Origin of the sequence: Chromobacterium violaceum ATCC 12472 (genome assembly GCF_000007705.1) — a bacterium.
In the GTDB taxonomy this organism is placed as follows: Bacteria; Pseudomonadota; Gammaproteobacteria; order Burkholderiales; family Chromobacteriaceae; genus Chromobacterium; species Chromobacterium violaceum.
Genome location: NC_005085.1, coordinates 3,139,306 through 3,155,165 on the forward strand (window position 1 = coordinate 3,139,306; position 15,860 = coordinate 3,155,165).

Here is a 15,860-nt window from a genome sequence, read left to right on the forward strand (position 1 = left end):
TCGCCCGCCTAGTTGCTCAGGCTGTCGGCGTTCAGCTTCAAACTCTGGCCGGCGATATGGCCGCCGTCGTTGATCAGGCTGGATTGTTTCGACAGCTCCAGATGACTAGCCGCCTGCAGCGTGCCCTTGCTGTTGTCAATGCTCGCCGCGTTGACGGTCAGATCGGCGTTGCCGGCCAACTTGCCTTGGTTGTGCAGCTCACCGCTGACGTCAACAGTGCTGGCGGCATCCTTGCCCAACGCCAGGATCTGGCCCTTGTCGGCGTTGGTCAGCGACGCGGCGGTCAGTTGCAGGTCCTTGCCGGATTGGATGGTGCCGGCGGCATTGTCCAGCGTGCCGGCGCTCAGCTTCACTTGGCCGTCGCTGCCTACCACGCCGTCGTTATGCAGGCTGTCGGCCACCGTCAGGTCGACGCCTTGGCCGCCGATCAGGCTGCCTTGGCTGTTGTCGAGCGTCTTCAGTTGGCTGGTGAGCTGGCCCTGAGCGTACAGTTCGCCGCTCTTATTGCTCAGCGAATCGGCCTTCAGCGTCAAACTCTGGCCAGCGATGTGGCCGTCATCGTTGGTCAGGCTGCTTTGCTTGCTCAACTCCAGATGGTTCGCTGCCTGCAAGGTGCCCTTGGCGTTATCAATCGTCGCCGCGTTGACGGTCAGGTCGGCGTTACCGGCCAGCTTGCCCTGGTTGTGCAGCTCGCCGCTGACATCCACCTTGCTCGCCGCGTCTTTGCCCAGGGCGAGAATCTGGCCTTTTTCGGCATTGGTCAGCGACGCGGCGGTCAGTTGCAGGTCCTTGCCGGATTGGATGGTGCCGGCGGCGTTCTCAAGCGCGCCGGCGGTCAGCTTCACTTGGCCGTCGCTGCCGACCACGCCATCGTTATGCAACTGGTCGGTCACCGTCAGGTCGACGCCTTGGCCGCCGATGACGCTGCCCTTGGCATTGTCGAGGGTCTTCAGTTGGCTGCTCAGTTGCTGCTGGGCGTAGATCTCGCCCGCCTGGTTGCTGAGCGAGTCGGCGTTCAGTTTCAGGCTCTGGCTGGTAATATGGCCGCCGTCATTGATCAGGCTGCTTTGCTTGGTCAGATTCAAGCCAGCCGCCGCCTGCAGCGTGCCCTTGCTGTTGTCGATGCTGGCGGCGTTGACGGTCAGATCGGCGTTGCCGGCGACTTTGCCCTGGTTATGCAGCTCGCCGCTGACGTCAACAGTGCTGGCGGCGTCCTTGCCCAGCGCCAGAATCTGGCCTTTGTCAGCATTCGTCAGACTTGACGCCGTGAGCTGTAAATCTTTCCCCGATTGAATCGTGCCAGCGGCATTCTCCAGCGCGCCGGCATTGAGTTTGACTTGGCCATCGCTGCCTACCACGCCGTCGTTATGCAGGCTGTCGGCCACCGTCAGGTCGACGCCTTGGCCGCCGATCAGGCTGCCTTGGGCATTGTTCAGCGTCTTCAGCGTGCTGCTCAACTGCTGCTGGGCGTAGATCTCGCCGGCCTGGTTGCTCAGGCTGTCGGCATTCAGTTTCAGGCTCTGGCCAGCGATATGCCCACCGTCGTTGATCAGGCTGGATTGTTTCGACAGCTCCAGATGACTAGCCGCCTGCAGCGTGCCCTTGCTGTTGTCAATGCTCGCCGCGTTGACGGTCAGATCGGCATTGCCGGCCAGCTTGCCCTGGTTGCGCAGCTCGCCGCTGACACCCACCTTGCTCGCCGCGTCTTTGCCCAGGGCGAGAATCTGGCCTTTATCGGCGTTGGTCAGCGACGATGCGCTCAGTTGCAGGTCCTTGCCGGATTGGATGGTGCCGGCGGCGTTCTCCAGCGTGCCGACGCTCAATTTCACTTGGCCGTCGCTGCCGACCACGCCATCGTTATGCAACTGGTCGGTCACCGTCAGGTCGACGCCTTGGCCGCCGATGACGCTGCCCTTGGCATTGTCGAGGGTCTTCAGTTGGCTGCTCAGTTGCTGCTGGGCGTAGATCTCGCCCGTCTGGTTGCTCAGGCTGTCGGCGTTCAGTTTCAGGCTCTGACTTGCAATGTGGCCGCCGTCGTTGATCAAGCTGGTTTGCTTGCTCAGCTCCAGATGGCTGGCCGCTTGCAGCGTGCCCTTGCTGTTGTCGATGCTGGCCGCGTTGACGGTCAAATCGGCATTGCCGGCCAACTTGCCTTGGTTGTGTAGCTCACCGCTGACGTCCACCTTGCTGGCGGCATCCTTACCCAACACCAGGATCTGGCCCTTGTCGGCGTTGCTCAGGCTACTAGCGGTAAGCTGCAGGTCCTTGCCGGACTGGATGGTGCCGGCGGCGTTCTCCAGCGTGCCGGCGCTCAGCTTCACTTGGCCGTCGCTGCCCAGCACACCATCGTTATGCAACTGGTCAAAAACCGTCAGGTCGACACCCTGGCCGCCGATCAGGCTGCCTTGGGCATTGTTCAGCGTCTTCAGCGTGCTGCTCAGCTGCTGCTGGGCGTAGATCTCGCCGGCCTGGTTGCTCAGGCTGTCGGCGTTCAGCATCAAACTCTGGCCGGCGATGTGGCCGCCATCGTTGGTGAGGCTGCTTTGCTTGCTCAACTCCAGATGGCTGGCCGCTTGCAGCGTACCCTTGCTGTTGTCGATGCTGGCGGCATTGACGGTCAGGTCGGCGTTACCGGCCAACTTGCCTTGGTTGTGCAGCTCACCGCTGACGTCCACCTTGCTGGCGGCATCCTTGCCCAACGCCAGGATCTGGCCCTTGTTGGCGTTGGTCAGCGACGCGGCGGTCAGTTGCAGGTCCTTGCCGGATTGGATGGTGCCGGCGGCGTTCTCAAGCGCGCCGGCGGTCAGCTTCACTTGGCCGTCGCTGCCGACCACGCCGTCGTTGCGCAGGCTGTCGGTCACCGTCAGGTCGACACCCTGGCCGCCGATGACGCTGCCCTTGGCATTGTCGAGGGTCTTCAGCTGGCTGGTGAGTTGCTGCTGGGCATAGATCTCGCCCGCCTGGTTGCTGAGCGAGTCGGCGTTCAGTTTCAGGCTCTGGCTGGTAATATGGCCGCCGTCATTGATCAGGCTGCTTTGCTTGGTCAGATTCAAGCCAGCCGCCGCCTGCAGCGTGCCCTTGCTGTTGTCGATGCTGGCCGCGTTGACGGTCAAATCGGCATTGCCGGCCAACTTGCCTTGGTTGTGTAGCTCACCGCTGACGTCCACCTTGCTGGCGGCATCCTTACCCAACACCAGGATCTGGCCCTTGTCGGCGTTGCTCAGGCTACTAGCGGTAAGCTGCAGGTCCTTGCCGGACTGGATGGTGCCGGCGGCGTTCTCCAGCGTGCCGGCGCTCAGCTTCACTTGGCCGTCGCTGCCCAGCACACCATCGTTATGCAACTGGTCAAAAACCGTCAGGTCGACACCCTGGCCGCCGATCAGGCTGCCTTGGGCATTGTTCAGCGTCTTCAGCGTGCTGCTCAGCTGCTGCTGGGCGTAGATCTCGCCGGCCTGGTTGCTCAGGCTGTCGGCGTTCAGCATCAAACTCTGGCCGGCGATGTGGCCGCCATCGTTGGTGAGGCTGCTTTGCTTGCTCAACTCCAGATGGCTGGCCGCCTGCAGCGTGCCCTTGCTGTTGTCGATGCTGGCGGCATTGACGGTCAGGTCGGCGTTACCGGCCAACTTGCCTTGGTTGTGCAGCTCACCGCTGACGTCCACCTTGCTGGCGGCATCCTTGCCCAACGCCAGGATCTGGCCCTTGTTGGCGTTGGTCAGCGACGCGGCGGTCAGTTGCAGGTCCTTGCCGGATTGGATGGTGCCGGCGGCGTTCTCAAGCGCGCCGGCGGTCAGCTTCACTTGGCCGTCGCTGCCGACCACGCCGTCGTTGCGCAGGCTGTCGGTCACCGTCAGGTCGACACCCTGGCCGCCGATGACGCTGCCCTTGGCATTGTCGAGGGTCTTCAACTGGCTGGTGAGTTGCTGCTGGGCATAGATCTCGCCCGCCTGGTTGCTGAGCGAGTCGGCGTTCAGTTTCAGGCTCTGGCTGGTAATATGGCCGCCGTCATTGATCAGGCTGCTTTGCTTGGTCAGATTCAAGCCAGCCGCCGCCTGCAGCGTGCCCTTGCTGTTGTCGATGCTGGCGGCGTTGACGGTCAGATCGGCGTTGCCGGCGACTTTGCCCTGGTTGTGCAGCTCGCCGCTGACGTCAACAGTGCTGGCGGCGTCCTTGCCCAGCGCCAGAATCTGGCCTTTGTCAGCATTCGTCAGACTTGACGCCGTGAGCTGTAAATCTTTCCCCGATTGAATCGTGCCAGCGGCATTCTCCAGCGCGCCGGCATTGAGTTTGACTTGGCCATCGCTGCCGACCACGCCGTCGTTATGCAGGCTGTCGGCCACCGTCAGGTCGACGCCTTGGCCGCCGATCAGGCTGCCTTGGCTGTTGTCGAGCGTCTTCAGTTGGCTGGTGAGCTGGCCCTGAGCGTACAGTTCGCCGCTCTTATTGCTGAGCGAATCGGCCTTCAGCGTCAAACTCTGGCCAGCGATGTGGCCGTCATCGTTGGTCAGGCTGCTTTGCTTGTTCAACTCCAGATGGTTCGCTGCCTGCAAGGTGCCCTTGGCGTTATCAATCGTCGCCGCGTTGACGGTCAGGTCGGCGTTACCGGCCAGCTTGCCCTGGTTGTGCAGCTCGCCGCTGACATCCACCTTGCTCGCCGCGTCTTTGCCGAGGGCCAGTATCTGGCCCTTGTCGGCGTTGGTCAGCGACGCGGCGGTCAGTTGCAGGTCCTTGCCGGATTGGATGGTGCCGGCGGCGTTCTCAAGCGCGCCGGCGGTCAGCTTCACTTGGCCGTCGCTGCCGACCACGCCATCGTTATGCAACTGGTCGGTCACCGTCAGGTCGACGCCTTGGCCGCCGATGACGCTGCCCTTGGCATTGTCGAGGGTCTTCAGTTGGCTGCTCAGTTGCTGCTGGGCGTAGATCTCGCCCGCCTGGTTGCTCAGGCTGTCGGCGTTCAGTTTCAGGCTCTGACTTGCAATGTGGCCGCCGTCGTTGGTGAGGCTGGTTTGCTTGGTCAGATTCAAGCCAGCCGCCGCCTGCAGCGTGCCCTTGCTGTTGTCGATGCTGGCGGCGTTGACGGTCAGATCGGCGTTGCCGGCGACTTTGCCCTGGTTGTGCAGCTCGCCGCTGACATCCACCTTGCTCGCCGCGTCTTTGCCGAGGGCCAGGATTTGGCCTTTGTCGGCGTTGGTGAGGCTATTAGCCGTGAGCTGCAGGTCCTGACCGGACTGGATCAAGCCGGCACCGTTGTCGAGCCCTCCGGCACCCAGCTTGACCGCGCCGTCGCTGCCCAGCACGCCGCCTTCGTTATTCAGCTGCTGGCGCGCGTCGACGGACGCCGACAGGACGCCGACCAGCCGCCCCTGGCGGTTGTCCAGTTGTGCCGCCTGCGCGTCCAGCCGGCCGTCGCTGGCGATGCGGCCCTGTTCGCGGTTGTCGAGCGCGTCCGCGCTCAGGCGCAGCGCGCCGGCGCCGGCATGGCTGATCTCGCCGCCGCGGTTGTCCAGATTGCCGCTTTGCAGCTTCAGATCATGGCCGGCGCTGGCAAGCACGCCCTGGCGGTTATCGGTGGAACCGTTGATGCGCCAGGCCGAGTCGGCTTGCCCGCTCTGCACGATCTTGCCCTGGCTGTTGTCCAGCGCGCCCAGTTGCAGGTCGACCTGGGTGGCTGCGAGCTGGCCGCTACGGTTGTCGAGCTGGCCATCGATGGTGAGTCGGGCGGCGCCGGCAGCGCTCAGCCGGGCCTGCTGCGCGTTCACGTCGCCGGCGGCGCGGATGTCCAGCGCGCCGTGGCTGGCGCTGACCGTGGCTTGGGACAGGTCGGCCTGGCCAGCCTTCAGACTGACGTCGCCGCCGGCCAGCAGTTGGCCGCTGGCTTGCAGTGCGCCGGCGCTGGTCACCGCCAGCCGGCCGTGCTCGGTCAGCTTGCCATCGGCCAGGGCCCCCGCCGCCAGCGCGCCGTCCCCCTGCAGCGAGCCTGTGTTCAACGTAAGGTCGCCGCCGGCGCTGAGCGCCTGGTGCAGGGCGGTCTGGCCGGCGATATCGGCCTGGATCGAACCCTCGGCGCGGGTGACGCCGTCATGTCGCAATTGGCCATCCGCCTGCAGAATCAGGTTCTGCTGACTGTGGGTCTGGCCGCGCAGGACCAGGTCGCCGGCGCTGGTCAGCTGCAGATCGCCAGCCTGGGCCGCCATGGTGCCCAGCTGGTTGACGCCAACCCCCTTCTCGGTGCCCACCAGCTTGATCGCGTTGGCGTACATGCCGCCCAGCTGCGCCACGTCCAGCGCGAAAGCCGGGGCGTCGCTCGGGCTGGCCGCCAACGGCTGGGCCGCCAGCGTGGCGGTGTCCACCTGGTTGCGGCCCAGCACCAGGTCCAGCTTCTGCGCGTACAGATTGGCGTTGATCGACACCGCCCGGCTGATGATGGCGAAGCTGTCGACATTGGCGGCGTTGAGGCCGGCGCCGTCTATGCTAACGCGGCCGCCGGCCACCTGGTAGCCGGTCAGCTCGCCCTGGGCGTTCAGTTGCGGCGTGCCGGTGGTCAGCGTGGCCTGCTGAGTATTGATGAAGCCGCAGCCGCTGCAGGTGATGCCCCAGGGGTTGGCGATCACCACCTGCGCGCGCTGGCCGGCCACTTCCAGATAGCCGCGCAGCTGCGACGGATTGGGCTGCGTCACTTCGTTGAGGATGATGCGGGCGCTGCCGTTCTTCAGATTGGGGTTGCCGCTGATGTAGCCGGCCAGCTGGGTATTGACCAGAGTGGCGCTGTTGTTGAGCAGCGCGCCGCCGGGGCCGACATTGAACTGCTGGTACTGGTTGTGCGATACGCCGGCGGCGGTCGGCGCAGCGATCTGCACCACCGGCAAGCCGTTGGCCGACTGGATCACGCCCGGTTGCTTGCCTGCCGCGGCGTTGGGATCAGCGATGATGTCGGCCGCCAAGGCGCTGCTGCCCAGCCCCAGGCCGATCAGCAGCACGCTCAGGCGCAGCGAGAATGCCTTGCACGCCGCCGCCAGCGTAGCGGCGACGCCCTCGGCGCCATTGCCCTTGCCCTGTCCGCAGGCATCCTCCTGCACCACCATCAGTTGGCCGCGGGATTGGTTGAAGATGATCCGATAAAGGTGTTTGTTCATGATGTCAGCTCAATAAGACGGGACAGGGCAGCGGGCTCACCACTGCGCGGTGATCGAGAAATGGGTGATGGCGGGACGATCCCAGCCCTGCGGCTGGTGCAGCGCGCGCTCGTGGCTGAGTTCGGCGGACAGATGGCCGCCCAGGCTCAGGCGCAGGCCGGCGGCCCAGCCGGACAGGCTGCGGTCCGGGCCGGCGTCGTAAGCCGGGCGGGCGATCTGGCCGGCGTCCAACCCCAGGTAGGGCTCCAGCGCCAAGCCTTGCAGCTGCGGCAGCGGCCAACTCAGCTCGTTGCGCAGGTAATAGCCGCTCTGCCCCACCAGCGTACTGGTATTGAAGCCGCGCACGCTGCCGCGGCCGCCGATGGCGAACTGCTCGCTGGACATCAGCAGGTCCGGGCTGTACTGGCCGCGCAGCTCGCTGCTCCAGCGCAGCGTCTGCGACGCGATATGCAGCGGCAGCTGCAGCGCCAGCCGGCCCTGGTACAGCTGGTGGCGGGCGGTCGGGCCGCCCTGCGCCGCCAGCGTATCCGGCTGCGCGCCCCAGGCGCCGATGCCGCGCTGGTAGCTGATCGAGCCATCCAGCACCGCCTCGCCCAGATACTGGCGATGGCTGAGCTCCAGCCCGGCGATGGTCAGGTCGCGCCGCTGCTGCGCCACCTCGGCATCCTCGACGAAGCTGCGCGACGCCTTGCGCGTCAGGCTCAGCTTCAGTTCGGTCTTGCCGCTCTGATTGCGCCGCAGCAGCCGCGATAGCGACAGCAGGGTGTTGCGGCTGTGGCCGCTGGAGGTGAAGCTCTGGTTCACTCCCTGCACCGTCTGGTGGTAGGCGAAGCCGCTGTAGCTGAAAAAACCGGTCCAGTTGCCCAGCGGCAGCAGCCAGGACAGCGACGCCGACTGGCTCAGCGGATGCGCCAGATGCTCGGCGTCCTGGCTCCAGGACAGCGACAGCGCGTCGTTGAGGCCGGTGGCGCCGCCTAGCGTCAGGCTGCCGGAGGTTTGCAGCCGTCCGGTGGCGTTCTGGCCGGAATCGTCCAGCGACAGCAGGCCTGACAGCAGACGGCCGCCGCCGCGGTCCACCACCACGTCGCTTTCGCCCGGCGCGTCGGCCGGCGTCAGCTCCATCGTCGCCTGCTGGCCCGGCACCCGGCCCAACTGCTCCAGGCCCTGTTCCAGGTCGCGCACATTGAGGATGTCGCCGGCCACGGCCGGGAAAGCGCTGCGCAGGCCGATGTCGCTGCCGCCCGCTTTCAGCTGGATCGCGTGGATACGGCCGGGCACCACCGCCAGCCGCAGTTGGCCGCCGCGCAGGTTCTGTTCCGGCAGGTAGACCCGGCTGGTGACGAAGCCACGCGCCACCATCTCGTTGGTGAGCGCTGCCGTCAGGCCGTTGATCCGGGCCAGGTCGACGCAGCCGGCCAGGCCGGCGTCAGCCAGCGGCTGCAGCCAGGCCAGCCAGCCGGCGGGCGCACCTTCCAGCGACACCCGGCTCAGAGTAAAACAGTGCTGCGCATCGGAAGCGGGAAGAGCTGTCTGCGGTGATGTCGCCGGCGTTGGGGAGAACACATCCGGCCGCTGTTGCAGCTCCTGGCGGCGTTGCTCCAGCTGTTGTTGCTGATGGCGGAGTTGTTGGTCGTTCTGTTGCAGCACCGCGTCCGGCACGGTAGCGGCGGCCCAGGCGGGAAAGAGCAAGCCGCCCATGCAGGCGGCCTTTATGACAAAGTTCATCGCGGCAATCAGAGTGAATATTTAAAATTATTAAAAATACTGCCGCAAATATTAACAATTTGATTACATTTCCGATTACGTAAAATTACTTATTTTCTTGGCAAGAGATTGATAAATCTAAGATCGCATAATTCTAATGACATAAATTTCAGAAAAATTCAAAAAATGGCCGTTTCATTCCAAAATGACAAAGGGTTTTTTTGGGCAAAAATACGACAACCTCTCTGACGCCGAATCCCGCTTGCTCCCATGACCTGACGCTGCCCCCGCGCAATCCCATAAAAAACAATGACATATTCCAAATAAGACCATATTCTCGACAGGGTGGTGCGGGATTGCGCTCTGCGGTAATCTGCCGACGAGCCAGCCAGGCTACTCGCCTGCGGCGCAATCATCCGCCGCCCGCGCACCCTCGCCCGGCAACCATTACAATACAAACTAAGAGACGCCTCGCGGCGCCCGACAACAACCTGGCCCGAGCCGGGAATTTCCCTTAGAGAAGCATTACCATGGCAATCAGTGTTTTCGACCTGTTCAAAATCGGCATCGGCCCGTCCAGCTCCCACACCGTGGGCCCGATGCGCGCCGCCCGCCAATTCATCAGCCGCCTGGAAAAGGACGGCCAGCTGGACGCCACTGTCCGCGTCAGCGCCGAGATGTTCGGTTCGCTGGGCGCCACCGGCAAGGGCCACGGCACCGATGTGGCGGTGCTGCTGGGCCTGCAGGGCGAGCAACCTGACCTGGTCGACACCGATGCAGTGGACGGCATGCTGGCCGCCATCCGCGAGCAGCGCAAACTGAAGCTGCTGGGCAAGCGCGAGATCGATTTCGTCGAAAGCGAGCACCTGATCCTGCACAAAAAGAAAACCCTGCCCTACCACCCCAACGGCATGATCTTCGAGGCCTTCGACGCCGCCGGCGAAAGCCTGTCCAAGCGCGCCTACTATTCGGTAGGCGGCGGCTTCGTGGTCGACGAAGCGGCGATCGACGCCGGCTTCGTCCCGCCGGGCGTCACCGAGCTGAAGCACCCGTTCAAGAGCGCGGCCGAGCTGTTGGCGCTGTGCCAGCGCCACGGCAAGAGCATCAGCCAGATCATGCTGGAGAACGAGCTGTCCTGGCGCAGCGAGGAAGAAGTGCGCGCCGGCCTGCTCAACATCTGGAACGTGATGCAGGCCTGCGTGAAGCGCGGCTGCGAACGCGAAGGCATCCTGCCGGGCGGCATGAAGGTGAAGCGCCGCGCCGCCGACATGCACCGCAAACTGCTGGCTTCTCCGGAAGCCGCGATGCGCGACCCGCTGACGGTGATGGACTGGGTGAACCTGTACGCCTTGGCCGTGAATGAAGAAAACGCCGCCGGCGGCCGTGTGGTGACCGCTCCGACCAATGGCGCCGCCGGCATCATCCCGGCCGTGATGCACTACTACGCCCGCTTCGTGCCGGGCGCCAGCGACGACGGCATCGTCCGCTTCCTGCTGACCGCCGGCGCCATCGGCATCCTGTTCAAGCTGAACGCGTCCATTTCCGGCGCCGAAGTCGGCTGCCAGGGCGAAGTGGGTTCGGCTTGCTCGATGGCCGCCGGCGCGCTGTGCGAAGTGATGGGCGGCACGCCGGAACAAGTGGAAAACGCCGCGGAGATCGGCATGGAGCACAATCTGGGCCTGACCTGCGACCCGGTGGGCGGCCTGGTGCAAGTGCCCTGCATCGAGCGCAACGCGATGGCTTCGGTGAAGGCGATCAACGCGGTGCGGATGGCGCTGCGCGGCGACGGCCAGCACTTCGTGTCGCTGGACCGCGTGATCAAGACCATGCGCGACACCGGCATGGACATGAGCACCAAGTACAAGGAAACCGCGCGCGGCGGCCTGGCGATCAATGTGATCGAGGTGCCGGTCAACATCGTCGAGTGCTGACCCCAGCTCTAAGCAAAAAAAGCCGCGGCGAAAACCGCGGCTTTTTTTATTGGCTAAGCTCCGGCCCGCTGGCACACTGTGGCCTGTCCCACCCACACCCGAGCCTCATTCCGTGCACTCACTAGACATAGAAACGCCGCGCCTGCTGCTGCACCCGCTGCAGGAAAGCGACGCCCCCTTCATCCTGGAGCTGGTCAATGAACCGGCCTTCCTCGCCAATATCGGCGACAAGGATGTGCATGACCTGGCCGGCGCGCGCAACTACATCGAAAAAGGCCCGCAGGCCAGCTACCGCCAGCACGGCCACGGCCTGTTGATGGTGGCGCTGCGCGACAACGGCGAACCGGTCGGCATCTGCGGCCTGGTCAAGCGCGACAGCCTGCCCTACCCCGACATCGGCTACGCCTTCTTGCAACGCCACTGGGGCCGCGGCTACGCCAGCGAAGCCGGCGCCGCCTGCCTGGAACACGGCCGGAACGCGCTGGGCATCATCTGCGTTGTCGGCATCACCGCGCCGCACAACCAGGGCTCGATCCGGGTGCTGGAAAAACTGGGCCTGGTCTACGACCGCACGCTGGACCTGCCTGGCATAGACGGCCCCAGCCTGTATTTCGTCCCTTCCGGCTCCGAACCGGGCTGAGGACGCTTCAGACGCAAAAAAACCGGGCCAAGGCCCGGTTTTTCAATACGCGGATGCGGAAATCAGACCGCCAGGTAAGACGACTGCTTCAGGCCGCGGCAGAATTCGGCGAAGTACAGGCTGCGCTCTTCCGGGTTCAGATCGCATTCGCGGGTCTTGGCCTCGTAGCGGTTGAGCAGGTCCTCCGGCGACAGGTGCACATAGCGCAGCATGTCCTCGATGGTATCGTGTTCCTCGATGCCGGAAATCTCCAGCTCGCCGCCCTCGCGGACGTAGACGTTGACCGAGTCGGTATCGCCGAACAGGTTGTGCATGTCGCCCAGGATTTCCTGGTAGGCGCCCACCAGGAACACCGCGATCAGGTACTCGTCGCCCTGCTTCACTTCGTGCACCGACATGCTGGACTCGATGCTCTGCTGGTCGACGTACTGCTTCAGCTTGCCGTCGGAGTCGCAGGTCAGGTCCTGCAGCACCGCGCGGCGGGTCGGCTGCTCGGCCAGGCGATGCACCGGCATGATGGGCAGCACCTGATCGATGGCCCAGGTGTCCGGCAAGCTCTGGAACACGGAGAAGTTGCAGAAATACTTGTCGGCCAGACGGTCGGTCAGTTCATCGTACACCTGGCGCTGCGAGCGCTGGCTGGCCTGCAGCTGGTTGTGCAGACGGCGGCACAGCGTGGCGTGCAGGTCTTCGGCCAGCGCCTTTTCCTGCAGCGACAGACGGCCTTCGGCGTACATCTCGCTCACTTCCGACACGCAGTGGCTGGCGCGGTAGTAGATCTCGGTGACCAGCTCCTCGTCATTGAGGTTGGCCAGCTCCACCAGCTTGCGCAGTGGCAGCGACAGCTCTTCCGCTTTGTCGATCGGCGCCACTGTGTCGGGCAGGCGCTCGACATCGGTCACGTTCATCAGCAGTACCGCGTGGTGGGCGGTCATCGCGCGGCCGGATTCGGACAGGATGCGCGGGTGCGGGATGCCGTTCTCGGCGCAGAACTCGGACAGCATGGACACGATCACGTGCGCGTATTCGGCCATGTCGTAGTTGATCGAACTGTCGTTGCGCGAGTGGGTGCCGTCGTAATCGACGCCCAGGCCGCCGCCGACGTCGACATGGTCGACCGGCAGGCCCAGCGCGCGCAGCTCGGCGAAGTAGCGGATCGCTTCGCGGAAGCCCAGGCGGTAATCTGCGATGTTGGCGATCTGCGAACCCATGTGGAAGTGCATCAGGCGCACGCAGTCGCCCAGGCCGGCCGCGATCAGCTTGTCGGTGGCCGAGATCAGTTGGCCGGCGGACAGGCCGAACTTGCCCTTTTCCCCGCCGGTGTCGGACCACTTGCTGGACGCCAGCGACGACAGGCGCACGCGCAGGCCGATATTGGGGCGCACTTCCAGCTTGCGGGATTCCTCGATCACCAGATCGACCTCGGACTCCTTCTCGATCACGATGAACACCTGGTGGCCCAGGCGCTCGCCGATCAGCGCGAGACGGATGAATTCGCGGTCCTTGTAGCCGTTGCAGACGATGGTGCAGCCCTTGGGCGCCAAGGCCAGCACCGCCATCAGCTCCGGCTTGGAGCCGGCTTCCAGGCCGATGGACACGTCCTGGGTGGCGATGATGCTCTTGACCACCGCTTCCTGCTGGTTGACCTTGATCGGGTAGATGGCGGTGTAGCGGTTGCCGTAGCCCTGTTCGGCGATGGCCTTGTCGAAGGCGCCGCACAGGCGGGTCACGCGGTCCTGCAGAATGTCCGGGAAACGGACCAGAAGAGGCAGATCCAGGCCTTTGCCGCCCAGATCGCGCACCAGGCGGTACAGATCGATTTCCTTGCGCTGGCGCACATTGGGACGCACGACGATGTTGCCGCTGTCCCCGACATCGAAATAACCAGCCCCCCAATGCCGGATGCCGTACAGGCTCCGGCTATCAGCCACAGACCAAGCCATGAGTTTTCCTCTCAGAACTTATGATGGATAACCCCGCTCCTTAGTGCACGGCTTTCGGGCTCTACAGCTTTTATGTGGGCCTGGGATGTCGGAGCGAAACAGAATGAATTGTTAGTTGTTGCATAGCGCAAACGAGCGCGGATTATAACAACATCTCGCTGATTGACAAGTAAAAAAATGTACCCGCTCGCACACGCCCAAACCGCACGCGCTCCCCGCCCGCGCCCTTTGTCCGCCCGTCGAAAAAATCAAGGCAAACAAAACAAAGGATTGCGCGCCTCCGCCAGGCGCAGCCATGACATCCGGCACCGCCGCGGCCATGCGCCCGGCGGCGTTTTTTTCGGCAAACGGCAAGCTTTTTAACCAGATTCGCAACACTGCCCGCCCGCCGCCGCCGCGCCGCGACATGACCGGACGGCGGGCCGAGATTACAATCGGACATCACACACCGTCTTCAATCGATAGCCACGCCATGACGCACAGCCCATCCTTCCTGCAACACGCGCTCTCCTCTTCCGATACCCGCGCCGAATGGCCACTGCCCGGCGGCCTGGCCGCCCGCTGGCTGGCGCCGGGCTGCGTGGAGCTGAATGGCGACGCCCGCGGCGCCGACTCCGTCCTGCTGTCCTGCGGCGTGCACGGCAATGAAACCGCGCCCATCGAAGTGGTGGACGGCATGCTGACAGACATCGCCGCGGGACAGCTGGCGCTGAACTGCCGCCTGCTGGTGATGTTCGCCAACCTGGACGCGATCCGGCAGGGCGTGCGTTACGGCAATTACGACATGAACCGGCTGTTCAACGGCGCCCACGCCAGACACCCCGAATTGCCCGAGTCCGTCCGCGCCGCCGAACTGGAAACGTTGGCGGCGGAATTTTTCGCCGGCGCACGGGCGCGCAAGCTGCACTACGACCTGCACACCGCCATTCGCGGATCGGTTTTCGAGAAATTCGCCATTTACCCGTTTCTTCATGACGGCCGCACCCACAAGCGCGAACAGCTGGCCTGGCTGCAGCGCTGCGGCATCGAAGCCGTATTGCTGCACACCCAGCCGGCCAACACCTTCAGCTACTTCACCAGCCAATATTGCGAGGCGGACGCCTTTACCCTGGAGCTGGGCAAGGCCCGTCCATTCGGACAAAACGACTTGAGCCGCTTCTCCGGCATCGATGGCGCGCTGCGCGGCCTGCTGTCAAACCCGCAAGCCAACGTTCCCGACCTGGACGAGGACAAGTTGCCGCTGTTCAGGGCGAAATACGACCTGGTCAAACACAGCGAAGCCTTCAAGCTGAACCTGGCGGACAGCGTCGAAAACTTCACCCTGCTGCCGGACGGCATGCTGATCGCCGAGGACGGCGCCGTCCGCTATCAGGCGACAGGCGGCGAGGAGCGCATCCTGTTCCCCAATCCAGCCGTCAAGCCCGGCCTGCGCGCCGGCATCGTGGTGGAGCCCGCCCGCTTGCCAAGCCGTTAGCGCGAGGAGACCATCCATCTGCCTGGCAAACAAAAAGGCACCGCCTCCTTGTCGAAGCCGGTGCCTTTCCGCCCCTGCGGAACCGGGCAAATACTCAGCCTGAGATATAACTGAACAGCGAGAGCTGGGAAACCTGGGCGTAAGTTTTCTGGGTATACTGCAAGGAAGTCTGGGTCAGGGTGAAGTTGGAGATGGCCTTGGCCATGTCGACATTCTGCAAATCGCCGATCGCGCTATTGTATTGCAGGTCCAGGCTGCCGCTCATCCCCTGCAGGGTTTCGTTTTCCTGCTCGCGCGAGCCGACCGAGGCCTGGGCGATCGACAGTTGCTGGGTCGCATTGCTGATCTGGTTGATGATGGTGCTGATCTGCGAGGGGAAATTGGCCGGCTTGGGATTCTGTCCCAGCAGATCGTACAGATTGGCCAGCGCGTCGAAAGTGGCGGTGGGGCTTCCGCCGGGAATGCCGAACACCACATTGCCGGGATCGGAAATCGTCATGGTGCGCGATGCGCTCACCTGCACGCTGCGCTGTCCGTTGTCGCCATTATACGTCGTCACCGGCGGCGAAGCATTCATGTTCACCGAGAACGGGGCCGTGGTCACGGCATTGCCGCTGAAAAGAAAATTCCCGTTGCCGTCGGTGGCGTTGGCGTAGCCGGTCAACTCGGAGATGCCCTCCGCAACCGTCTTTTGAAGCTGCTGCAGCTGGGTAGGAGACAGCGAGCTGTTGTTAGCGTAAATCGCCTGGCTCTTCATCGCCCCCATCAGATTGACGACGTTTTGCAAAGTCGAATCGGAAAGCGACAGCCAGGAGGATACCGCCTGGGTATTCTTGCCGTACTGGGTGTTCTGCCCGCTGGAGGAGTTGAGCAATTCGATGCGGGCGGCGGCCACCGGATCGTCCGCCGGCGTCACCACGCGCTTGCCGGTATCGATCTGCATATTAAGTTGAAGCAGATCCGACTGCAGCGCCGACATATTATTGACGCCGGACTGGTATAGGGTGTTTGAACTGATGCGCATATTCGTGCTCCTTC

7 protein-coding genes are annotated in these 15,860 nt (G+C 63.9%); 3 read left to right on the forward strand and 4 right to left on the reverse strand.

Annotation, left to right across the window (positions count from 1 at the left end):
• Window positions 1–8: 8 nt before the first annotated feature.
• Together CV_RS14055 and CV_RS14060 are read right to left on the reverse strand one after the other, a co-directional pair.
• Window positions 9–7,130, reverse strand: coding sequence for a filamentous hemagglutinin N-terminal domain-containing protein (locus CV_RS14055; RefSeq protein WP_011136419.1), 7,122 nt, complete (start codon window positions 7,128–7,130; stop codon window positions 9–11).
• Between the two features lie 36 nt (window positions 7,131–7,166).
• Window positions 7,167–8,855, reverse strand: a complete 1,689-nt coding sequence (locus CV_RS14060) for a ShlB/FhaC/HecB family hemolysin secretion/activation protein (protein WP_011136420.1) — start codon at window positions 8,853–8,855, stop codon at window positions 7,167–7,169.
• Window positions 8,856–9,364: 509 nt separating this feature from the next.
• Between CV_RS14060 and CV_RS14065 the strand changes: the two genes are divergently transcribed.
• Window positions 9,365–10,765, forward strand: coding sequence for an L-serine ammonia-lyase (locus tag CV_RS14065; protein WP_011136421.1), 1,401 nt, complete (start codon window positions 9,365–9,367; stop codon window positions 10,763–10,765).
• A gap of 112 nt (window positions 10,766–10,877) precedes the next feature.
• Window positions 10,878–11,405, forward strand: a complete 528-nt coding sequence (locus tag CV_RS14070; protein ID WP_052278841.1) for a GNAT family N-acetyltransferase — start codon at window positions 10,878–10,880, stop codon at window positions 11,403–11,405.
• A gap of 62 nt (window positions 11,406–11,467) precedes the next feature.
• On the opposite strand, the gene speA is transcribed toward CV_RS14070, so the two are convergent.
• The gene (gene speA, locus CV_RS14075) at window positions 11,468–13,348 is read right to left on the reverse strand and encodes an arginine decarboxylase (protein ID WP_011136423.1); all 1,881 of its coding nucleotides are present in this window, start codon (window positions 13,346–13,348) and stop codon (window positions 11,468–11,470) included.
• Between the two features lie 472 nt (window positions 13,349–13,820).
• Here speA and astE point away from each other — a divergent pair, with 472 nt between their 5' ends.
• Entirely contained in the window at window positions 13,821–14,822 is a 1,002-nt protein-coding gene (astE, locus tag CV_RS14080) for a succinylglutamate desuccinylase (RefSeq protein ID WP_011136424.1), read from the forward strand.
• Between the two features lie 94 nt (window positions 14,823–14,916).
• On the opposite strand, the gene flgL is transcribed toward astE, so the two are convergent.
• Complete coding sequence (gene flgL, locus CV_RS14085) at window positions 14,917–15,846, reverse strand: flagellar hook-associated protein FlgL (protein WP_011136425.1); 930 nt, start codon at window positions 15,844–15,846, stop codon at window positions 14,917–14,919.
• Window positions 15,847–15,860 lie beyond the last annotated feature (14 nt).